At 71.9% G+C, this 20,302-nt stretch carries 19 protein-coding genes; 5 read left to right on the top strand and 14 right to left on the bottom strand.

Going from position 1 to position 20,302, the window contains the following annotated elements; genetic code table 11:
- Nucleotides 1-19: 19 nt before the first annotated feature.
- Together ACQEVJ_RS17305 and ACQEVJ_RS17300 are read right to left on the bottom strand one after the other, a co-directional pair.
- On the bottom strand, nucleotides 20-1,783 hold the full coding sequence (locus tag ACQEVJ_RS17305) for a hypothetical protein (RefSeq protein ID WP_433102108.1): 1,764 nt from the start codon (nucleotides 1,781-1,783) through the stop codon (nucleotides 20-22).
- 66 nt (nucleotides 1,784-1,849) lie between these two features.
- Complete coding sequence (locus tag ACQEVJ_RS17300; protein ID WP_433112799.1) at nucleotides 1,850-2,968, bottom strand: M24 family metallopeptidase; 1,119 nt, start codon at nucleotides 2,966-2,968, stop codon at nucleotides 1,850-1,852.
- Nucleotides 2,969-3,186: 218 nt separating this feature from the next.
- Here ACQEVJ_RS17300 and ACQEVJ_RS17295 point away from each other — a divergent pair, with 218 nt between their 5' ends.
- From ACQEVJ_RS17295 to ACQEVJ_RS17285, 3 genes are read left to right on the top strand one after another with little or no spacing between them, the layout of a single operon-like run.
- Nucleotides 3,187-4,119, top strand: coding sequence for a PP2C family protein-serine/threonine phosphatase (locus ACQEVJ_RS17295; RefSeq protein WP_433102106.1), 933 nt, complete (start codon nucleotides 3,187-3,189; stop codon nucleotides 4,117-4,119).
- Nucleotides 4,120-4,144: 25 nt separating this feature from the next.
- Nucleotides 4,145-5,035, top strand: a complete 891-nt coding sequence (locus ACQEVJ_RS17290) for a 5'-3' exonuclease (RefSeq protein WP_433112796.1) — start codon at nucleotides 4,145-4,147, stop codon at nucleotides 5,033-5,035.
- A 54-nt stretch (nucleotides 5,036-5,089) separates the two neighbouring features.
- On the top strand, nucleotides 5,090-6,598 hold the full coding sequence (locus ACQEVJ_RS17285) for an RNB domain-containing ribonuclease (protein ID WP_433102104.1): 1,509 nt from the start codon (nucleotides 5,090-5,092) through the stop codon (nucleotides 6,596-6,598).
- A 7-nt stretch (nucleotides 6,599-6,605) separates the two neighbouring features.
- Here the strand turns inward: ACQEVJ_RS17285 and ACQEVJ_RS17280 are convergent, their stop codons facing one another.
- From ACQEVJ_RS17280 to ACQEVJ_RS17250, 7 genes are all read right to left on the bottom strand, one after another.
- A complete protein-coding gene (locus ACQEVJ_RS17280; RefSeq protein ID WP_433102102.1) occupies nucleotides 6,606-9,323 on the bottom strand; it encodes a DEAD/DEAH box helicase in 2,718 nt (905 codons plus the stop codon).
- A 92-nt stretch (nucleotides 9,324-9,415) separates the two neighbouring features.
- Nucleotides 9,416-10,315, bottom strand: coding sequence for a diacylglycerol/lipid kinase family protein (locus ACQEVJ_RS17275; RefSeq protein ID WP_433102100.1), 900 nt, complete (start codon nucleotides 10,313-10,315; stop codon nucleotides 9,416-9,418).
- A gap of 48 nt (nucleotides 10,316-10,363) precedes the next feature.
- Complete coding sequence (tatC, locus tag ACQEVJ_RS17270; protein ID WP_433102098.1) at nucleotides 10,364-11,227, bottom strand: twin-arginine translocase subunit TatC; 864 nt, start codon at nucleotides 11,225-11,227, stop codon at nucleotides 10,364-10,366.
- A 35-nt stretch (nucleotides 11,228-11,262) separates the two neighbouring features.
- Nucleotides 11,263-11,586 carry a Sec-independent protein translocase subunit TatA gene (tatA, locus tag ACQEVJ_RS17265; RefSeq protein WP_433102096.1) on the bottom strand — a complete coding sequence of 108 codons (324 nt, stop codon included), beginning with the start codon at nucleotides 11,584-11,586 and terminating at the stop codon, nucleotides 11,263-11,265.
- A 114-nt stretch (nucleotides 11,587-11,700) separates the two neighbouring features.
- On the bottom strand, nucleotides 11,701-11,844 hold the full coding sequence (locus ACQEVJ_RS17260) for a hypothetical protein (protein WP_433102094.1): 144 nt from the start codon (nucleotides 11,842-11,844) through the stop codon (nucleotides 11,701-11,703).
- 34 nt (nucleotides 11,845-11,878) lie between these two features.
- Nucleotides 11,879-12,829, bottom strand: coding sequence for a helix-turn-helix transcriptional regulator (locus tag ACQEVJ_RS17255; RefSeq protein ID WP_433102092.1), 951 nt, complete (start codon nucleotides 12,827-12,829; stop codon nucleotides 11,879-11,881).
- Nucleotides 12,826-13,767: a helix-turn-helix transcriptional regulator gene (locus ACQEVJ_RS17250; RefSeq protein ID WP_433102090.1), complete on the bottom strand. Its 942-nt coding sequence runs from the start codon at nucleotides 13,765-13,767 to the stop codon at nucleotides 12,826-12,828. Before ACQEVJ_RS17250 ends, ACQEVJ_RS17255 begins: the two co-directional genes overlap by 4 nt.
- A gap of 40 nt (nucleotides 13,768-13,807) precedes the next feature.
- Here ACQEVJ_RS17250 and ACQEVJ_RS17245 point away from each other — a divergent pair, with 40 nt between their 5' ends.
- Entirely contained in the window at nucleotides 13,808-14,875 is a 1,068-nt protein-coding gene (locus ACQEVJ_RS17245; protein WP_433102088.1) for a DUF3866 family protein, read from the top strand.
- On the opposite strand, the gene ACQEVJ_RS17240 is transcribed toward ACQEVJ_RS17245, so the two are convergent.
- A complete protein-coding gene (locus tag ACQEVJ_RS17240; RefSeq protein WP_433102086.1) occupies nucleotides 14,821-15,297 on the bottom strand; it encodes a DUF3291 domain-containing protein in 477 nt (158 codons plus the stop codon). The genes ACQEVJ_RS17245 and ACQEVJ_RS17240 overlap by 55 nt on opposite strands.
- A gap of 14 nt (nucleotides 15,298-15,311) precedes the next feature.
- Nucleotides 15,312-15,968, bottom strand: a complete 657-nt coding sequence (locus tag ACQEVJ_RS17235) for a helix-turn-helix transcriptional regulator (RefSeq protein ID WP_433102084.1) — start codon at nucleotides 15,966-15,968, stop codon at nucleotides 15,312-15,314.
- Between the two features lie 209 nt (nucleotides 15,969-16,177).
- Between ACQEVJ_RS17235 and ACQEVJ_RS17230 the strand changes: the two genes are divergently transcribed.
- A complete protein-coding gene (locus ACQEVJ_RS17230) occupies nucleotides 16,178-17,053 on the top strand; it encodes a chitosanase (RefSeq protein WP_433102082.1) in 876 nt (291 codons plus the stop codon).
- A 78-nt stretch (nucleotides 17,054-17,131) separates the two neighbouring features.
- Here the strand turns inward: ACQEVJ_RS17230 and ACQEVJ_RS17225 are convergent, their stop codons facing one another.
- The 3 genes from ACQEVJ_RS17225 to ACQEVJ_RS17215 form a co-directional block, all read right to left on the bottom strand.
- On the bottom strand, nucleotides 17,132-18,094 hold the full coding sequence (locus ACQEVJ_RS17225; protein ID WP_433102080.1) for an FKBP-type peptidyl-prolyl cis-trans isomerase: 963 nt from the start codon (nucleotides 18,092-18,094) through the stop codon (nucleotides 17,132-17,134).
- Nucleotides 18,095-18,165: 71 nt separating this feature from the next.
- Nucleotides 18,166-19,524, bottom strand: a complete 1,359-nt coding sequence (pafA, locus tag ACQEVJ_RS17220) for a Pup--protein ligase (RefSeq protein ID WP_433102078.1) — start codon at nucleotides 19,522-19,524, stop codon at nucleotides 18,166-18,168.
- Between the two features lie 69 nt (nucleotides 19,525-19,593).
- Complete coding sequence (locus ACQEVJ_RS17215; protein ID WP_433102076.1) at nucleotides 19,594-20,280, bottom strand: hypothetical protein; 687 nt, start codon at nucleotides 20,278-20,280, stop codon at nucleotides 19,594-19,596.
- Between the last annotated feature and the right edge of the window lie 22 nt (nucleotides 20,281-20,302).

The raw sequence follows: 20,302 nt of genomic DNA, 5'->3' as shown, positions 1-20,302 counted from the left end.
CCGGGCGACAATTCCGCGATCACGCCTCCGAGGCCAGCGCCCGTACGTCGGGGTGCATGCCGGGGGTCGCCAGCACGAGGGCGGCGAGCGAGCCGAGGATCGTCACGGGCCGCGTCCCCGACGCCTCCACGGCGGCCAGGTAGCGCCAGGCCACCAGTTCGGCCACGTCGCCGCGGGCGTCCGGGTCCACCCAGGCCGTGGCGATCATTGCCAGCAGCGCCGCCTCTGTCACCCAGTCCTCCGGCCCGTACGCCAGGTCGGCCAGCACGCTCCTGCGCTCGGACTCCGCCCACGGCCGGCCGGCCTGGTGGTGGGCGATGCCGAGGCAGGCCCACGCCTGGACCTGCCTGATCCACAGCGGCACGGCCGCGGGCTCGTCGTACGGCGACAGCGGCGGGTGGACGAGCACGCCGAGCAGGTCGCCGAGGGACAGGCCCGACAGGCGTACGGCGTGGTCGTAGGCGGCCGGCAGGTGCGGCCAGCGCAGCTCCGCGACGGCGGCGACGGCCTCCAGCGCCTCCCGGGACGGCGGCGGCACGGCGGGCACGGCCGTCATGCCCTCGTAACGCCACACCCGGCGGGTCACGCTCCGCACCGGGCCGTGGGCGTACACCTCCGGCACGGTCAGCCGCGCGTCGGGGGCGGGCGCGTCGGCGACGGTCACCTCGAAGCCGGGCACGACAAGGGAGAAGGCGAGCAGCGCGCTGGGCGGCTCGGGGGCGGAGACCGTGAGCTCGCCGCTCGCCGGGACCTCCTCCTGCTCCACCATCTGGTAGAGCACGTCGATCACCGACTCCGTCGGGCCCGGGACGCGTCCCAGCCAGAGGCGCAGCGCGCACTGCTCGCCGAGGACCGCGTCGCCGTGCTCGTTGCCGGGGTCGTCGCGCAGGTGGTCGGCGAGCTCCACCAGGTGCCGGACGTCCCCGTCCCGTTCGAAGCGCATCCCGCAGGCCGTCGGATAGGCGTTCGGGTGCCGGGGCTCGCGCCGCAGCGCGCGCTCCACCCACTCGAGGCCCTCCTCCGGGCGACCGCTGCTGTGCAGCATCTCGCCGATGTCGGTGTACAACGCGAGGTTGGCGGGGTCGTGCTCGAGCGCCCGCACCATCGCCCGCTCGGCCTCGGGCCACCGCTTCAGGTCGCGGCACGCGTACCCCTCGGCGAGGGCGGCCTGGAAGGACGGCGCCAGCGCGTAGGAGCGGACGGCCAGCTCCACCGCCTCCTCGGCCTCCCCCACTCGGCGTACGAGCAGCGAGGCCAGCCAGAGCAGCGACGCGTCGTCCGGGTGGGCACGCAGCGCGCCCCGCACCAGCGCGACGTACGGCAGCAGCGCCTCGCGGCCGTCCTCCTGCACGGTGCCGGGCAGCCCGGAGACCAGCAGTGAGACGAGCGAGGACAGTTCGTCCGGCGGAATCCGCCCGGGCAGCTCGGGGTCGAGCACCCACGGCACGTGCGCCCAGTGTCCCCCCGGCTCGTGCCGCTGCACCGAGATCAGCAGGCGCAGCGCGGGCACGTGCTCGCCGCGGGCGGCCAGCGCGTGCGCGCGGGCCAGCGCCGTGCCGAGGAAGACCGGCTCCTCCACGGGGAACAGGTCCGGCCCGCCGCCCGGCCCGGCCAGCAGCCGCGCCAGCATCTCGTGTGCCTCGGGCAGGGCGGGATCGTGGGCCAGCGCCGCCGCGACGTGCGCGGCGGCCTGCCCGGTCTCCCCGTCCTCCAGCGCCAGCCGCGCCATGCTGACCTCGCCCTCGGCCTGGGCGCGGGGATCGTCCATGCCCTCGTGCGTCATCCGTCCTCCGATCCGGCAGTCGTGATCATCACTCTGCCAGAGCGGCGGAGAGCGCGGCTGCGGGGATCAGCCCACGACGACCAGATCCCTGGTCGTGTTGTTCATCCGCTCGCCGGCGGTCTCACCGCAGACGACGATGTCCTCGATCCGGGCGCCGTGCCGTCCGGGCAGGTAAATGCCCGGCTCGACGGAGAACGCGAACCCTGACCGCATCTCCTCGGTGTTGCCCGCGACGATGTACGGCTCCTCGTGCGTCTCCAGGCCGATGCCGTGCCCGGTGCGGTGGACGAAGTACTCGCCGTACCCCGCCTCCGCGATCACCTCGCGGGCGGCGGCGTCCACCGACTCGCAGCTCACGCCGGGCCTGACGTGGGCGCAGGCGGCCTCCTGGGCGCGCTTGAGCACCTCGTAGTACGCCGCGAAGTCGGCCGGGGGCTCGCCCACGCAGTAGGTCCGCGTGGAGTCGGAGCAGTAGCCGCTCTGCATGACGCCGCCGATGTCCACGACGACGGGCTCGCCTGACCGGATGACGCGGTCGCTCAGCTCGGCGTGCGGGCTGGCGCCGTTCGGCCCCGAGCCCACGATCACGAAGTCGACCCGGGCGTGCCCCGCGTCGATGATCGCCTCCGCGATGTCCTTGCCGACCTCGCGCTCGGTGCGACCGGCCTTGAGCAACTGGGGCACCAGGTTGTGCACGGCGTCGATGGCCGCCCCCGCCTCCGCGAGCGCCGCCTTCTCCGCGGGCGACTTGCGCATGCGCAGCTCGCGCAGGACGCTCCCGGCCAGCACCTGCTCGGCCCCGGGCATGGCCGCGCGGAACCGCAGCGACTGCAACGCCCACATGCGGTCGGCGAGCCCGACCCGGGCGACCGGGCCCAGACGGCGGGCCACCTCGGCGAACGGGTCGTCGGTCTCGTCCCACGCGACGAACTCGATGCCGAGCCGGGAGGCGGGCGAGTGCTCGGCGGCCGGCAGCTCCAGGCGCGGCACCATCAGGAACGGCTCGCCGGACGCCGGCACGACGAGGCACGTCAGCCGTTCCAGCGGCAGGGCGTCGTAGCCGGTCACGTAGCGCAGGTCCGGGCCGGGCGTCAGCAGCAGCGCGTCGAGACCGGCGCGGCCGGCGGCCTCGCGTACGGCGGCCGGACGGGTCGTCGGATACAGGTCGGAGGGCTCCAGGGACATCGTTGTCACGCGACCTAATCTAACGAGCATCGGCCCCGGCGACCCACTCAGGTGCGCATACCACAGGCGCCACGCGGGCGAGCTTCGCGGGGCTCTGGCTTATTCCACGCCATAGAAGAAAACCAACCCCTGTGGAATGCAGGACTGCTACGCTCCGCGTCAGGGCGATCACAGAACGTCCGTACGGCAGTGCAAGAGCGGCATCGAGAGCGAGACAAATGGTCGGCGTAGTGGGCGGCGCGATGCCCGCCCTTCCCCCCGCGGACGACCGCGACCCGGACATGATGCCCGGCGCCGCCCCCGTCGGCACCCTCACGGTTCAGGACATCGGCGGACGGCGGTGGGCGGAGCGGATCGTGACCGAGTCCAGACGGCAGTCGGCGGAGGTTCGCGAGCGGGCCTCCGAGGAGCGCCGCGTCACGCTGGCGCTGCGGGAGGCGATCCTGCCCGAGCCCGGCGCGTCGATCGACCTGCCCTACGCCCGGATCGCGGTCCGGTATGTCCCGGCGGGCCGGGCATCGAGCCTCGGCGGCGACTGGTACGACGCCGCGCCGCTGCCCGACGGACGCATGTTCCTCGCGGTGGGCGACGTGTCGGGACACGGCCTGCCCGCGATCGCCGAGATGGCGCAGCTGCGTCACGCGCTGCTCGGCCTGAGCATGACGGGGGCCTGCCCCGGCATGCTGCTGACGTGGCTGAACACCCTCGTCCTGACCCGGTTGGACGACACCACCGCGACCGCCGTGTGCGGCCACTTCGACCCGGCGACCCGCCTTTTCACGTGGGCACAGGCGGGTCACCCCGCCCCGATCCTGGTGCGTCGCGGGGGCGCGCGCCAGCTCGGGGCGCCCCGGGGGGTCGTGCTCGGGGCGACGTCGAGCCTGCCGTACGGGGTGGCCGACGTCCGCCTCGAGCCCGGCGACCTCCTGCTGATGTTCACCGACGGCCTGGTCGAGCGCCGCTCGCGCGACATCGGCTTGGGGGTGTCCCTCATCGTGGAGGCGGCCGTGGCGACCGGCCTCGGCGCGGCCGGGCCGGACCTCGACGCGGGCCTCGACCGCCTGCTCGAGGCGATCGGCGGCCCCAACCCCGAGGACGACACCTGCCTGCTGGCCGTGGCGGTGACCGAAGAGGGTCCGCGGCACCCCTGACAGGCGTGACAATGGCAGGGTGCTGATGCTTCTCGACACCCCGTCGCTGTACTTCCGCGCCTTCTACGGAATCCCGGAGTCGGTGACCTCGCCGGACGGCATGCCGGTCAACGCGGTGCGCGGGCTCCTCGACATGATCGCCACCCTGGTCCGGCAGCACTCCCCCGCCCAGATCGTGGCCTGCATGGACGCCGACTGGCGGCCGGCGTTCCGGGTGGCCGCGATCCCGTCGTACAAGGCACACCGGGTGGCGAGCGGCGACGAGGAGGAGGTGCCGGACACGCTGGCCCCGCAGGTCCCGGTCATCGAGGAGGTCCTGGACGCACTCGGCATCGCCCGCGTCGGCGTCGCCGGCTACGAGGCCGACGACGTGATCGGCACCTACGCGACCGCCGCGACCGCGGCCGTGGACATCGTCACGGGCGACCGCGACCTGTTCCAGCTCGTCGACGACGAGAAGCCCTGCCGTGCCCTTTACACAGTAAGGGGAATCCGCAACCTCCAGGTCATCGATGAGGCGTTCGTCCGGGAGAAGTACGGCATCCCGGGCCGGGCGTACGCCGACTTCGCGACGCTGCGCGGCGACCCGAGCGACGGCCTGCCCGGCGTCGCCGGCATCGGCGAGAAGACGGCGGCGGCCCTCATCACACGCTTCGGGTCGCTGTCCGCGCTGCTCGCCGCGCTGGACGACGGCGGCGCCGACGGCTTCCCCGCGGGCGCCAGGACCAAGCTCGCCGCCGCCCGCGACTACCTGGAGGTCGCCCCCACCGTGGTCCGGGTGGCCCACGACGTCCCGGTCCCGGACGTCGACATCACCCTGCCCGCCGCACCGCGCGACCCCGAGCGGCTGGTCGCGCTGTCGGAGAAGTACGGCCTCGACAGCCCGCTCAACCGCCTGCTCTCCGCGCTGACCTGAGTCCGCTGGGGCCGTTTACGACCTGGTATGTCCGCACTCGGGTAGGTTGATCGCGTGCCGTACACGACGATCCGCCTCCGGGACACCGCGGACGGCCTCCGCCCGGGGTTGACGGCCCCGGGGTTCGAAGCACCGGAGTTGGAAGCCTCGGAGTTGCAAACGGGATTCGCCCGAATCCGCAGCGACTTCGACCTGCCGGACGACTTCCCCGCCCCCGTGCAGGAGGAGGCCGAGCGGGCCGCCGCCGCACCGGCCGCACCCGTCGACGCGCCCCGGGAGGACCGGACCGGCCTGCCGCTGGTGACCATCGACCCGCCCGGCTCGATGGATCTCGACCAGGCGTTGTGCATCGAGCGGCGTGGAACGGGCTACCGCGTCTGGTACGCGATCGCCGACGTCGCGGCGTTCGTCCGGCCCGGCGGAGCGATCGACGCCGAGGCGAGAGTCCGCGCCGAGACCGTCTACATGGCCGACGGGCGCGTGCCGCTGCATCCGCCGGTCCTGTCGGAGGGCGCGGCCAGCCTGCTGCCCGGGCAGGTACGCCCCGCGGCCCTGTGGCGGCTCGACCTCGGCTCCGACGGGGAGATCGAGGCGGTTGACCTGCGCCGCGCGCTGGTGCGCAGCCGGGAACGGCTCGACTACGAGACGGTCCAGGCCGCCGTGGACACCGGCCGGGCGGAGGGGACGATCGCGCTGCTGGCCGAGGTGGGGCCGCTGCGCCTGGAACGGGAGCGGGCCAGGGGTGGGCTGTCGCTGCCGACCCCTGAGCAGCAGGTGGTCCCCGACGGGAACGGCGGCTACCGGGTCGAGTTCCGCACGAACCACCCCTGCGAGGCGTGGAACGCCCAGATCTCGCTGCTCACCGGCATGGCGGCGGCCCGGATGATGCTGGACGCGGGCATCGGCGTGCTCCGGGTCCTCCCCCAGGCGGGCCCGCAGGACGTCGGCAAGGTCCGCAGGGTCGCCGCCGCGCTCGGGGTGCCCTGGCCCGGCGGCGCGTCGTACGCCGAGGTCGTGCACGGGCTCGACCCGAGGATCCCCGGCCATGCCGCCTTCCTGCACGAGTCGACGGTGCTGCTGCGCGGCGCGGCCTACGTCGCGTTCGACGGCACTGCTGACAACAGGGTGCCGGCCCAGACGCTGCACGCCGCCGTGGGAGCGCCGTACGCGCACGTCACCGCGCCGCTGCGGCGGCTGGTCGACCGGTTCGGCACCGAGGTCTGCCTGGCCGTGGCCGCGGGCCGCCCGGTCCCCGAGGAGGTCGCCCGGGCGCTGCCCGGCCTGCCGGAGCAGATGGCCGCGGGCGGCAGGCGGGCCGGCGCGGTGGAGCGGGCCTGCGTGGACCTGGTCGAGGCTGCCGTGCTGCGGTTCAGGATCGGCGAGGTCTTCGAGGCGGTCGTCATCGACGTCACCGACGGAAAACCGGGCGGGCAGGTGCAGGTCACCGAGCCCGCCGTCATCGCCCGCTGCGACGGCGACCGCCTGCCGCTCGGCGAGCGCGTCCCCGTACGGCTCACGCGCGCCGACCCCGCGACCCGCGAGGTCCGCTTCACCGCCGCCTGAGCGGGGCTCAGCTCACCGACGAGTAGGCGACGACCCCGCGGCGCATGGCGTCGATGGCCTTGGCGGCGTTCTCCGCGACCTTGCTCCCCTTGGGCGCGGCGTCCCTGAGCTGGCCGAGCAGGTCGAGCAGCTGCTTCACCCAGCGGACGAAGTCGCCCGCCGCGAGGTCGCAGTCGGTCAGCACGGCGTCGAGGCTGTGGCCCTTGGCCCAGCGGAAGGCCGCCCAGGCGAAGCCCACGTCGGGCTCGCGGACGAACGACAGGCCGTGGTCCTCCTCGATGCCCTCCAGCTCGCCCCACAGGCGCACCATCTCCCCGAGCGCCTCGCGCGTGGCCCCGGCCGGGATCTTGGGGCTGCGGACGTCGTCGGCCTGCCGCGATTCGTACACCAGCGACGACACGCACGCGGCAAGCTCGGCGGGGTCGAGGCGGTTCCACACGCCCGCGCGCAGACACTCGGCCGTGAGCAGGTCCAGCTCCGTGTAGAGCGAGGCGAGCCTGCGGCCCTGTTCCGTGACGGTCTCCCCCTCCAGGTAGCCGAGCTGGTCCAGCACTCCGCATACCCGGTCGAAGGTCCGGGCGATGACGTGGGAGCGCCCCTCGACCCGGCGGCGCAGCCCCTCGGTCTCCTTGAGCAGCTTGTAGTAGCGCTCGGCCCAGCGGGCGTGGTCCTCACGCTCGTCGCAGCCGTGGCAGGGGTGCTGGCGCAGCTCCCGCCGCAGGCGCGTGACCTCCTCGTCCTCCGCGGCGTGGTCGCGTGCCCGCGGCGGCTTGCCGAGGTCGCGGTCGCCCAGCTTCGCGTGCACGGTCGAGACGAGGTTGGCCCGTTCCTTCGGCGAGCGCGGATTGAAGCCCTTCGGGATCCTGATCTTTTCTACCGGCTCGACCGGCACCGGGAAGTCGGCCGCCGACAGGCGCTTGACCTGCTTGCCGATCGTCAGCACGAGCGGCGAGGGGCCCTCGTGCCCGCGGCCGTTGGTGCCCGGGTCGAGCACGACCGCGATGCCCGCCCGGCGCCCGCCCGGCACCCGGATGACGTCGCCGGGCTTGAGCACCTCCAGGGACTGCACGGCCTGGGCGCGGCGGGCCGCCCCTCGCTGGCGCGACAGCTCGGCCTCGCGGTCCGACAGCCGCCTGCGCATCGCGGCGTACTCCTCGAAGTCGCCGAGGTGGCAGGTCATGGCCTCGGCGTAGCCCTCGAGGGCCTGCTCCGCCTTGCGGAGCTGGCGGGCCAGCCCGACCACGGCGCGGTCGGCCTGGAACTGGGCGAAGGAGTCCTCCAGCAGGGTCCGCGCCCGCTCCCGGCCGACCTGCCCGACGAGGTTGACCGCCATGTTGTACGACGGCTGGAAGCTGGAGCGCAGCGGATAGGTGCGGGTGCTGGCGAGCCCGGCGACCGAGAGGGGGTCCATCCCCGGCTGCCAGACCACCACCGCGTGGCCCTCGATGTCGATGCCGCGCCGCCCGGCCCGCCCGGTGAGCTGGGTGTACTCCCCCGGGGTCAGGTCGGCGTGGGTCTCGCCGTTCCACTTGTCGAGCTTCTCGATCACCACGGACCTGGCCGGCATGTTGATGCCGAGCGCCAGCGTCTCGGTCGCGAAGACCGCCTTCACCAGTCCCTTGGTGAACAGCTCCTCCACGACCTCCTTGAACGCCGGGAGCATGCCCGCGTGGTGGGCGGCCAGGCCGCGCTCCAGGCAGTCGCGCCATTCGAGGTAGCCGAGCACCGCGAGGTCCTCGTCGGGCAGGTGCGCGGTGCGCTCGTCCACGATCTGGCGGATCTCGTGGCTCTCGGCCTCCGTGGTGAGGCGCAGCCCCGAGTAGAGGCACTGCATGACGGCGGCGTCGCAGCCGTTCCTGGAGAAGATGAAGGTGATCGCCGGCAGCAGGCCCTCGGTGTCGAGCTTCTCGATCACATCCGACCGGCTCGGGGTCGTGCCCCGGCCCGGCCGCGAGTAGCCCCGCCTGCCCCTGGCCTGGGCAAACCGCATCTCGTCGCGGGCGATCCGCATGAGGGACGGGTTGACCCGCAGGGTGCCGTCGCCCTCGTCGACGAACAGGTCGTACATCCTGTTGCCGACCAGCATGTGCTGCCACAGCGGGACCGGCCGGTGCTCGTCGACGATGACCGTGGTGTCGCCGCGCACCTCGCCCAGCCACTCGCCGAACTCCTCGGCGTTGCTGACCGTGGCCGACAGGGCCGCCACCCGCACCGACTCCGGCAGGTGGATGATGACCTCTTCCCAGACCGCGCCACGGAACCGGTCGGCCAGGTAGTGGACCTCGTCCATCACCACGTACGCGAGGCCGGTCAGCGTGTTCGAGCCCGCGTACAGCATGTTGCGCAGGACCTCGGTGGTCATGACCACGATCGGGGCCTCGCCGTTGACGCTGTTGTCGCCGGTGAGCAGGCCGACCTTGCGCGCGCCGTACCGCCTGACCAGGTCGTTGTACTTCTGGTTGGACAACGCCTTGATCGGCGTCGTGTAGAAGCACTTGCGGCCCTGCTCCAGCGCCAGGTGGACGGCGAACTCCCCCACCACCGTCTTGCCCGACCCGGTCGGCGCGGCCACCAGCACGCCGTCCCCGGCCTCCAGCGCCTGACAGGCGTCGATCTGGAACTCGTCGAGCTCGAAGTCGTAAAGTTCGCGGAACGAGGCGAGAGCGGGTCCGGCTCCGGACTGCCCTTCACGGAAGGCGGCATAGCGTTCCGCTGGCGTACTCATACCGTCAACCCTACCGATAACGGGATTCCGGGCGTCCGTCATCGGTGATCCTTTTACCCGGCCGCCTTTACGCCGTAGATCAGCGTCGTCGATCAGGGGGCCAGGACCCGCAGCGCTCCCGGCTCGACGGCGCAGGTCAAGGGCGCCGGGCCGGCCCGCTCGCCGTCGGCGTACGCGACGACGTCCCCGTCCAGGGCCTCGATCTCCACCCGCCGGGCCCGCCGCAGGGTCACGGCGGGGTGCCCGGTGTGGCTGCCCCGGTAGACGCGGGGGAATGTCCGCAGGAACTCGCCCTTGGGCACCGCCCCGAGCACGAGCACGTCGAGCAGGCCGTCGTCGGGCCGGGCGTCCGGGCACACCCGCATCCCGGCGCCGTACGACCGGGTGTTGGCCACCGCCACCAGCATCGCCTCACGCTCGACGGCCTCCCCGTCGAGGGTGATCCGGAACGGGATCGGCGTGAACGACCGCAACTCGCGCACGAGCGCGACCAGGTACTTCGCCATTCCGGGCGGCCTGGTCATGGCGTTGGCCCGCTCGTTGACGCGGGAGTCGAACCCGCAGGCGACGACGCCGGCGAACCATTCATCCGGTCTGTCCCCGCCCGTGCCCAGCCTGGCCGCGTCGATCATTCGGCAGTCGCCCGCGGTCACGATATCCGCGGCGGCGAGCGGATCCTTGCGCGGGATGCCGAGGGCGTCGGCGATGTCGTTGCCGGTCCCGGCGGGCACGATCCCGAGCGGCACGGCCGTCCCGGCCACGGCCTGCACGGCCAGGTGGACCAGGCCGTCGCCGCCGAAGGCGACGAGCGCGGCCGGCCCGGCGGCGACGGCCTCGCCGGCCCGGGCGAGGGCGTCCGCCGCCGAGGTCCCGACGATCACCGAGACCGGGCGGCCGCTCGCACGCAGCCGCCGCAGCACCGGGTCGAGCAGGCGCAGCGTACGGCCGCCGCGGGCGGCGGGGTTCACCAGGACGACGATCTCATCGGCCATACGCGGAACCTACCGCCGCCCACCAGGCGACACCAGAGGGATGTTCTATCAATCCCTCACGTCGACCGAGTCCGCCGTGCCCTCGGCGGACGGCCCGTCGAGATCCTCCTCGATGGCCCGCGCGTGCTCCGCCTCGGCGGCGTCGCGCTTCTTGTCGTGGAAGTACATGAACGCCTCCGCGACGAAGAACAGGCCGACCATCGGGAGCGCCAGGGCCAGCATGGTGATGGGGTCCTGGCTCGGCGTCGCGACGGCCGCGAAGACGAACATCAGGAACACGACCATGCGGGTGTGCTTGGCGACCGTCTTGAACCGGAGCACCCCGATGACGTTCATGAATACCAGCAGCAACGGCATCAGGAAGGAGACGCCGAAGATGATCAGCATCGCCAGCGCGAAGCTGAGGTAATCGTTGATGCTCACCAGCGTCAGCGTGCCCTCGGGGGCGAACCCGAGCAGCAGCGCCAGGCCCTTGTCCATCGTGACGTAGGCCAGGGCCGCTCCGGCCGTGAACAGCGGGACCGAGAGCCCGAGGAACGCCATGGTGTAGCGGCGCTCGTTCTGGTAGAGGCCCGGGGTCACGAACGCCCAGACCTGGTAGATCCAGAACACGGCCGAGACCACCAGGCCGAACATCACCGCGACCTTGAGGTTCACGAAGAACGAGTCGAAGACCCCGTTCACCACCAGCAGGCACTGGTCCTTGTTGAGCTGGTGGGCCTGCGGCAGCCGGCAGTACGGCTGCTTCAGGAAGTTCCAGATGGGCTCGAAGTAGATGAACCCGACGGCGGTCCCGGCGACCACCGCCAGGATGGCCTTGATCAGCCGGTTGCGCAGTTCGCGGATGTGCTCCATGAGCGTCATCCGCCCGTCGCCCGACGTGGCGGGAGTCGACCGTTTCAGCAAGGCCATCTAGCTCGTCCTGAGATCAGTGGGGGGTGCGGCACCTAGTTGGAGCGCTGCTCGTTCTGCGAGCTCACCGGCTGCTGGCTCTCACGCAGCCTCCGGTTCTCCTCCTCCAGCGCACGCAGCCGCTCCTCGACCGACGGGGTGGCCGGCGGGATCTGCGCCGCCGGCGGAGCGACGGGCTCGGCCTGCGCCTTCACCGTCTGCCGCGCCTCGTCCTCGTCGCTCATCTTGCTGGTTTCCTTCTTGAACATGCGCAGCGACTGCCCCAAGGCCTTCGCGGTGTCCGGGAGCTTCTTGGCGCCGAAGAGAAGGATCAGAACCAGGAGGATCAGAATCCATTCCATGGGTCCGAGGTTGGGCATGTCATGTCCTTACCGCGAGGGCCGTGGGTACTACCCCCCGATCGTACGCGCACCACACGCCAAAGTTCACCTGTCCTCGGGCTTCAAAATCACATCAATCGTGGTCAAAATCCCCTATTCGGGCACTTCGAAACGCCCCTTGGCCCGCTTGACCTCGGCATGCAGGTCCCGCGCCGCGGCGAGCACCCGGGCGGCCGGCCACGCGAGGACGGCGAGCCCGGCCACGGCCACCGCGGACAGGGCGAAGAGCAAAGTCATGTCACTTCCCCCAGGTCAGACGTTCGGACACGGGTCACACGGTCTCGTAGTTGGCCAGCGCCTGCTTGGCGGTGGCCGTCACCCGCTCGGCGAGGGACGCCGGGGACAGCACCCGGCCGCTGTCGCCCAGCCGGAGCGCGAGCCGTACCAGCCAGGACTGGTCGCGGGCCCGCAGGGAGACGCGCAGACGGCCCTCACCGAGCTCGGCGACCTCCTCGCAGGGGTAGTACTCGGCCACCCAGCGGCCCGCCGGGGTCAGCTCCAGCTCCACCAGCTCGTCGCTGTCCGACGGCCGGAACACGCCCCGGGTGACGTCCATCGGCTCGGCCTCGGCCGGCGGGTCCACGGGCACGTCGAGGATCTCGACGTCCAGGATCCGGTCGACGCGGAACATCCGCATCGCCTCGGCGCGGTAGCACCAGCCCTCCAGGTAGTGCCGTCCGTCCACCAGCACGACCCGCAGCGGGTCGACCTCCCTGGGCGTGACCTCGTCGCGCCCCGGCACGTAGTAGCGCAGCGAGAGCCTGCGGCCCCTGCGGGCGGCGTCGGTGATGACGGCGTGGGCGTCCGGGGCCGCGCCGATCTCCACCTGGACCTGGCTGCTCACCGTGGCCGCGCCCTCGCCCGCCGCCTGCTCCAGCTTGGCGATGACCCGGCCGAGCACGTCGCGGCCCTGGAACTCGGGCAGCTCGTCGAGCATGCGCAGCGCGACGAGCAGCGCGCTCGCCTCGTCCACGCCGAGTTTGAGCGGCCGGGCGATCGCCTCGGCGTTGTCGATGAGGATCTCGCCGCCGTCCCACGAGACGTCGATCAGGTCGCCGGGCGTGTGCCCGGGCAGGCCGCACATCCAGACGAGCTGGAGGTCGTCGATCAGCTGCTTCTCCGACAGGCCGAACAGCCGCGCCACCTCGGGCACCTGCGCGCCCGGGTGCGACATGAGGTACGGCACGAGCGCGAGCAGCCGCGGCAGCCGGTCCGAGCTCACTGCAACGCCCCCTTCAGACGGCGGATCACGGCCTCTCGCGCGTCCGGCGGGTCAAGCACGACGGCGTCCGGGCCGAGGCTGGCCAGCCAGCCGGCCAGCCGTTCCGGGTCGGCGAAGGTCACCTCGGCCTCGTCCCACTCCCCCGGACCGGTACGCACGGCCTGGGCGGCGTGCCGCAGGCCGAGGCAGGTGCCCTTGCGCACGCGCACCAGGGCGACCCGCTCGTTCGGCAGTTCCTGGTAGCCCACCATGGCCCGCAGGTCCAGCCCCTCCGGCACGGTGAACACCCCCGGCCGCCCGAGCGTGGACACGGCCCCGGTGATCCGGCTCAGCCGGAAGACCCGGGCGGCGCCGCGGTCGCGGTCGTGCCCCACCAGGTACCACCGGCCGCGCCTGCTGACGACCCCCCACGGCTCGACCGTCCGCCGCAGCACCGACTCGCTGCCGGCCGACCGGTAGTCGAAGGCGACCACGCGCCGGTCCCGAACGGCCTCCCACAGCGCGGGGAACGCGGGGTCGCGGGTGTCCACCCGCAGCTCCAGCGGGCTCTCCGCGAGGTCGGCGTGCACGCCGCCGGCGGTCAGCTTGAGCAGCGCCCCGCCGGCCGCCTCGGCGAGGCTCGCCCGCTGCCACACCTGTGCGGCCAGGCCGATGACGGCGGCCTCGTCGGGCTCCAGGGTGATCTCGGGCAGCTCGTACGCCTCACGCACGATCCGGTAGCCGGGGTCGTCCTCCCAGGGGTCCTTGTGGACCTCGATGGGGATGCCGATCTCGCGCAGCTCGTTCTTGTCGCGCTCGAACATGCGCTGGAAGGCCTCGTCGTTGTCCGGGTCGTACCCGGGGACGGCCTGCCGGATCTGCTCCGCGCTCAACGGCCGCCGCGTCGCGAGCAGGCAGATAACCAGGTTGAGCAGCCGCTCGGTCTTCCGCCGCGACATCCGGGCCTCCCTTCCCGTGGAGAACGCTACCCTTTTCGGCGTGATCAGATGGCGCAAGGGCGAGGTGGTGCGGGTCCGGCGCGAGTGGCCGGGGGCGGTGGAACTCGACGTCGCCGTCGCCGAGGGCGAGTGCCGGGCACTCGCCTATCCCCCGCTGGTGGGACGCCCTGAAGTGGGCGACACCGTGCTGCTCAACACGACCGCCCTCGCCATGGGTCTCGGTACGGGAGGGTACGCCATGGTGGTGGCCGTCCCGGACCGTTTGCCGCAAGATCCTTCCGGCCCCGGTCACCTGGTGAAAGCACGCTACACCCCGTTGCAGGCCACCGTGCTCGGCGCGGACGAGCAGGGGGCCCCGCACCACGAGGCGCTGCGGGAGGCCGACTCGGTCGACGGGATGCCCGTGGTGGTCGCCGACCTGCACTCCGCCCTGCCCGCGATCCTGTGCGGACTGTACGCGGACTCCCCGGGGATCAGGGTGGCGTACGTGATGCAGGACGGCGGGGCGCTGCCGGCCTGGTTCTCGATGTCGTGCGCGACCCTGCGGGAGCGCGACTGGCTGTGCGGGGTGGTGACGACCGGCCAGTCCTTCGGCGGGGACGTCGAGGCGGTCACGCTCCACACCGGCCTGCTGGCCGCCCGCCACGTGCTCGGCGCGGACGTCGCCGTGGTCGCGCAGGGGCCGGGCAACCTCGGCACCGGCACCCGCTGGGGATTCTCCGGCGTCGCCGCGGGCGAGGCGGTGAACGCCGCCGCCGTGCTGGCCGGGCGGCCCGTGGCCGCGCTGCGGGTCAGCGAGGGCGACCGCCGCGAGCGGCACGTCGGGGTGTCGCATCACTCGCTCACGGCGTACGGCCGGGTCGCGCTGGCCCCGGCCCAGGTCGTCGTGCCGGACCTGCCCGGCGCGTTCGGGGCGACGGTGCGCGAGCAGGCCGCGGCCCTGGCCACGCGCCACGAGATCGTGACCGTGCCGGTGGACGGCCTCCACGAGGCGCTCAAGGCGTCACCCGTGCGGCTGTCGACCATGGGCCGCGGCTTGGAGGAGGACCTGGCCTACTTCGTGACCTCCGCCGCCGCCGGGCGGCACGCGGCGTCACTGCTGTCGTAGAAATCCTTGAACGTGAACGCCTCCGGGCCCGGCCCCTGCGCCCGGAGCAGGTCCAGGCGCGCCATGGCCTCGTCGAGCGGCGGCAGGTGGCCCTCGGGCACCCACCACATCACCGTGTACGCCTCGGCGATCCGGTGGAACCACTCCCGGCGGCGCCGCATCACCTCCAGGTGGGCGCTGCGGTAGACGAAGTTCCACAACGTCTCGCGGGACTCCCAGACCGAGAGGTTCACGACCAGCATCTGTCCGTAGTCGTGCTGGATCAGGTCCGTCGGCTCATCGCCCTCCTTCATGCGCCAGACGAAGCCGGGCGCGGCGTCCGACACCTGGTAGATCGGCGCGAGGGCGGCGAGGAAGTCGGTCAGCGCGGGCGAGTCGAGGGGTTCCCTGAGATGGGCGACGTTGAGCTGAGCGAGATGCATGCTCCGATTCTATGTCAATCTACGTTGTTTTTAGAAGCCGTGAATGTCACACAGCACTCCTCCGGTCTCGGGTCGAGCGTCGCGGCGACCCCGGTCTCGCCCATACCGGCCAGCAACCCCTCGCACAGCGCGAGGTTCATCGAGCACACGAGCAGCGGGTGACTGTCGGCCAGCACATGGAAGGGGCAGTTGCGCAGCCGCACCCGCCCGTCCTCCTCGTACGGCTCGTAGCCACGCGCACGCAGCACCTCCATGAGATCGCCGGAGCCGGCATCGGAGGCGGTGAGCCGCTCCCCCGCCCGCCGGGCGGCCTCCTCGGCCTTCTCCTCGCCGCCCAGCAGGTCGACGGTCTCCGCCAGCACGAGCGCGAGCGTGCGGTAGTCGCGGGGCGGCAGGCTCACGGTCCGCTCCTCGCGCACCCGCCGGTAGACCTTGGCCGGGCGGCCGCCGCCGGGGCCCGCCCTGCCGCTGAGCCGGCGGAATCCCGCCTCCAGCAGGCCCGCTTCCACGAGTTTGTCCAGGTGGTGGGCCGCCAGCGTGCGCTGGACGCCGGTCGCCTCGGCCGCCTCGTTGCGGCCCACGTCCCGCCCCTGCTCGGCCACGAACCGGTACAGCGCCCGCCGTACGGGATCGCCGAGCACGCTCATCGACTCCAGGTCGTCCCTCGTCACAGCCGGAGTCTAGGCGGTGCGCCCGGGCCGGCCGGGGCGGCCGGACACCGGTCGGCGCGCTCGGTCAAGGACGCCGTTGACACCGCGCCGGAGTGCTGCTTTCATTAGGAAACCTTCTTAACTAACCCCCTCACGGAGGGCTCACCCCCCGCCCCGCGCCCCCTTCCCGCCACTGCGCATGGCCGCGGGCGGAGAACGGAGCGACGCACGTGAAAGACCCGCTGATCAGGCGCACTCCCCGGCGCGCGGCTCTGCTGCTCGTGGCCGCCGCCGCGGCCGTACTCCCCGCGTACGCGGCGGGAGCGACCACCGGCGGCCCGGCCTCTCCGGCCGCCTCCGCCAGGGAGGCCCTGAAGGTCACGGTCAAGGCGCCGGTCGACCTCACCGACCCGAAGAAGAAGGAGATCGCGATGGAGCTCGTCTCCAGCGCGGAGAACTCCTCGCTCGACTGGAAGGCCCAGTACAAGTACATCGAGGACATCGACGACGGGCGCGGCTACACCGCCGGGATCATCGGCTTCTGCTCGGGCACCGGCGACATGCTCGACCTGGTCGAGCTCTACACCAAGCGCAAGCCCGGCAACGTGCTGGCCAAGTATCTGCCCGCGCTGCGGAAGGTGAACGGCACCGACTCGCACCAGGGGCTCGACCCCGGCTTCCCCAAGGACTGGCGGGCCGCAGCCGCCGATCCCGTGTTCCAGCAGGCGCAGAACGACGAGCGCGACCGGGTCTACTTCAACCCCGCCGTGACCCAGGCCAAGGCCGACGGGCTGCGCGCCCTCGGGCAGTTCGTCTACTACGACGCCATCGTCATGCACGGCCCCGGCAGCGACCCGGTCAGCTTCGGCGGCATCCGCAAGACGGCCATGAAGAAGGCGAAGACCCCTGCGCAGGGCGGCGACGAGGTCGCCTACCTCAACGCGTTCCTCGACGCCCGCAAGGCGGCGATGAAGACCGAGGAGGCGCACAGCGACACCAGCCGGGTCGACACCGCCCAGCGGGTGTTCCTCAAGAACGGCAACCTCGACCTCGACCCGCCGCTGCGCTGGAAGGTCTACGGCGACAGCTACCAGATCCTCAGCTGACGCCCGTACGACACGGGCCCCTCCCGCCGGACGGCGGGAGGGGCCCGTGTCGTACGCGTTCTGTTCGGGCGACGCGGTTCAGGCCGCGCCGAGGACGTCCACGACGAAGACGAGCGTGTCGGTCCCCTTGATGCCGCCCTGCGCGTTGCCCTCCTTGCCGTAGCCGAGGTCCGGCGGGATCGTCAGCAGGACGCGGCTGCCGACCGGGACCCCGGTCAGGCCCTGCGCCCAGCCCTTGACGACCTGGTCGAGGGCGAACGTCGCGGGCTGGCCGCGCTCCCAGCTGGAGTCGAACTGCTTGTCGGTGCCCCAGATCTTGCCGACGTAGTGGGCGAGGACCGTCTGACCGGTCTTCACCTCCGGGCCGCCGCCCTTGATCACGGTCTTGACGACCAGCTTCTTGGGCGCCTTCTCGCTGGTCTTGGTGGTCAGCGTCGGGGCCTTGTCGCCGCTGGGGTTGTCGACCTTCACGCCGGCGACGCCGGGGTCGACGGCGGAGCCCTGGACGGACTTCAGCGCGGCCGACACCACGTCGATGACCAGCACCTGGGACGCGGCGTTGAAGTCCTGGCCCTGCTGCTTGGCCTGGTCGACCTGCTCCGCGGACAGGTTGTCCTTGGCGACCACGGCCATCACCCGGCCGCCCGGCTTGGCGCCGATCAGCGCCTCGTGCAGCGCCTTGGGCAGCTGCGGGCTGACCGAGACGAACTCCGACTTGCCCTGGTCGTAGTCGGAGCCGGCCGCCTTGTTCTCCTTGCCGTCCCAGTTGTAGACGGTGACGTTGGCGGTGAGGACGTCGCCGTCCTTGGCCGGAGTGCCCTGGCCCTCGATGACCTTGATGGAGGCGGAGGTGAGCGAGGGCTTGCCCGCCGGGAAGGTCAGGGTGGGCTTCTTGCCGGCCTCTCCCGTCACCTTGATGGCCGAGGCGGCGGCCTGGCCACTGGAGGTGGGGCTCGCGCTGGACGCGCTCTTCTGCGCGGTTCCGCAGGCGGCGGCGAGCACAAGGGGTAGGGCGGCGACGAGTGCCGTACGACGGCGCATATAGGAATCCTCAAACAGACAGCGGGTCCGGGCCAGGCTACCCGAACCCGCCGTCAGAGAGGCGTAAGAGATCACATGCCGGCGATGAGCTTGTCGACCCTCTCGTCGACGCTGCGGAACGGGTCCTTGCACAGCACCGTCCGCTGGGCCTGGTCGTTGAGCTTCAGGTGGACCCAGTCGACGGTGAAGTCGCGCCGCTTCTCCTGGGCCTTGCGGATGAACTCCCCGCGCAGCTTGGCCCGTGTGGTCTGCGGCGGAACCGACTTGGCCTCGAAGATGCGGACGTCGTCGGCCACCCTCTCGACGGCCCCCCGCTTCTGCAGGAGGTAGAACAGCCCGCGCTTGCGGTGGACGTCGTGGTAGGCCAGGTCGAGCTGCGCGACGCGCGGCGACGACAGCGGCAGGTCGTACTTCTGTCTGTAACGTTCAATCATCTGGTACTTGGTGACCCAGTCGATCTCCCGCGAGACGAGGTCGAGGTCGCCTGTCTCGACCGCCCTGAGCGTGCGCTCCCACAGCTCCAGCACCCGCTTGGCGATGGCGTCCCCGCCGCGCCGTTCGACGAAGTCCTGCGCCTTGGTCAGGTACTCCTGCTGGATCTCCAGCGACGAGGCCTCACGGCCGTTGGCAAGGCGCACCCTGCGCCGGCCCGTCATGTCGTGGGACACCTCCCGGATCGCCCTGATCGGGTTCTCCAGGGACAGGTCGCGCATCACCACACCGGCCTCGATCATGCGCAGCACCAGGTCGGTGGCGCCGACCTTGAGCAGCATGGTGGTCTCGCTCATGTTCGAGTCGCCCACGATGACGTGCAGCCGGCGGAACCGCTCGGCGTCCGCGTGCGGCTCGTCACGGGTGTTGATGATCGGCCGGGACCGCGTGGTCGCCGAGGAGACGCCCTCCCAGATGTGCTCGGCCCGCTGGGAGACGCAGTAGACGGCTCCGCGCGGGGTCTGCAACACCTTGCCCGCGCCGCAGATGATCTGGCGCGTCACCAGGTAAGGGATCAGGACATCGGCCAGCCGCCCGAACTCCCCGTGCCGGCCCACGAGGTAGTTCTCGTGGCAGCCGTAGGAGTTGCCGGCCGAGTCGGTGTTGTTCTTGAACAGGTAGATGTCTCCCGCGATGCCCTCCTCGCGGAGCCGCTTCTCGGCGTCCACGAGGAGGCCCTCCAGGATCCGCTCCCCCGCCTTGTCGTGGGTGACAAGCTCCACGACGTTGTCGCACTCAGGGGTGGCGTACTCGGGATGGCTGCCCACGTCCAGGTAGAGACGTGCGCCGTTGCGCAGGAAGACGTTGCTCGATCGGCCCCAGGACACCACTCGCCGGAACAGGTACCGCGCCACCTCGTCCGGTGACAGCCTCCGCTGCCCGCGGAACGTGCAGGTGACGCCGTACTCGTTCTCCAGCCCGAATATGCGTCGATCCATCACCTCACACTATTCCCATAAACCGGCGGCCGAACAGTGATCAGACGATGGAATGCCGAGAAGGAGCGGTCAGGCGGCGTAAATCTCCGTCACCTTGACGATCTGCCCGCCTTGAACGGTGATGAGCGCCCGCAGGTCGCCCGCGTCGGCCCGCAGGACCAGCTTGTCCCGCGAGCAGCGCTGGGTGCCGAGGTAGTGGCTGTCGATGGTCTGGTCCTTGCCGTCGCAGCCGACCGCGCTGAGGAACACGACGTTGCCCGCGATCGGGGCGGCGAAGGCCGTCACGTCTCCCTCCGGCGGCCCCTCGAAGCGGCCGCTGGTGCTGCCGCCGTACTCCTTGACGAACTTGACGGGCCGGTACTCCGCCACGTTCTCGTCGTGCATGGCGACCAGCTGGCCGCGTACGACACCGTCCCTGCTGGGGCTGAGCCCCTTGGTGAAGTCGTGCCCGGGGTCCGACTGGAGGGTCCCGCCGAAGGGGGCCGGTGCCTTGTCCGTGATCGGCGGACCGACCTTGCCCGGCTTCCGCGTGGGCGCGGTGGTGCCCGAGTCGGTGGGCGTGTCCGCCGCCGGGGTTTCGGAGGCCGCCGGGTCGGCGGACGGCTCCGCGGGCGACGCCGGGGCCGTCACCGTCACGGTGGCGGTCACTGTGGGCGAGGCCGAGGTGCCGGAGGATCCGGAGCATGCGGTCAGCGACAGGAGAGCGACGGCGGCGGCCGGAACGCCCGCTCGTCGAAAGAGATCAAAAGTCGTCATAACCGGATGAGAGTAGCGAAAT

The sequence above is a fragment of the Microbispora sp. CA-102843 genome, assembly GCF_050936215.1.
Lineage (GTDB): Bacteria > Actinomycetota > Actinomycetes > Streptosporangiales > Streptosporangiaceae > Microbispora.
The sequence above is the reverse complement of the archived record's forward strand: the minus strand, read 5'-3'. Positions and strand labels throughout refer to the sequence as shown.

Coding starts and splice junctions, on each gene's coding strand:
- ACQEVJ_RS17295 (WP_433102106.1), top strand. CDS start 3,187: ATGGTCGGCGTAGTGGGCGGCGCGATGCCCGCCCTTCCCCCCGCGGAC.
- tatC (WP_433102098.1), bottom strand. CDS start 11,227: ATGGCCTTGCTGAAACGGTCGACTCCCGCCACGTCGGGCGACGGGCGG.
- ACQEVJ_RS17290 (WP_433112796.1), top strand. CDS start 4,145: ATGCTTCTCGACACCCCGTCGCTGTACTTCCGCGCCTTCTACGGAATC.
- ACQEVJ_RS17240 (WP_433102086.1), bottom strand. CDS start 15,297: ATGCATCTCGCTCAGCTCAACGTCGCCCATCTCAGGGAACCCCTCGAC.
- ACQEVJ_RS17275 (WP_433102100.1), bottom strand. CDS start 10,315: ATGGCCGATGAGATCGTCGTCCTGGTGAACCCCGCCGCCCGCGGCGGC.
- ACQEVJ_RS17225 (WP_433102080.1), bottom strand. CDS start 18,094: ATGCGCCGTCGTACGGCACTCGTCGCCGCCCTACCCCTTGTGCTCGCC.
- ACQEVJ_RS17250 (WP_433102090.1), bottom strand. CDS start 13,767: ATGTCGCGGCGGAAGACCGAGCGGCTGCTCAACCTGGTTATCTGCCTG.
- ACQEVJ_RS17300 (WP_433112799.1), bottom strand. CDS start 2,968: ATGTCCCTGGAGCCCTCCGACCTGTATCCGACGACCCGTCCGGCCGCC.
- tatA (WP_433102096.1), bottom strand. CDS start 11,586: ATGCCCAACCTCGGACCCATGGAATGGATTCTGATCCTCCTGGTTCTG.
- ACQEVJ_RS17260 (WP_433102094.1), bottom strand. CDS start 11,844: ATGACTTTGCTCTTCGCCCTGTCCGCGGTGGCCGTGGCCGGGCTCGCC.
- ACQEVJ_RS17305 (WP_433102108.1), bottom strand. CDS start 1,783: ATGACGCACGAGGGCATGGACGATCCCCGCGCCCAGGCCGAGGGCGAG.
- ACQEVJ_RS17280 (WP_433102102.1), bottom strand. CDS start 9,323: ATGAGTACGCCAGCGGAACGCTATGCCGCCTTCCGTGAAGGGCAGTCC.
- ACQEVJ_RS17215 (WP_433102076.1), bottom strand. CDS start 20,280: ATGACGACTTTTGATCTCTTTCGACGAGCGGGCGTTCCGGCCGCCGCC.
- pafA (WP_433102078.1), bottom strand. CDS start 19,524: ATGGATCGACGCATATTCGGGCTGGAGAACGAGTACGGCGTCACCTGC.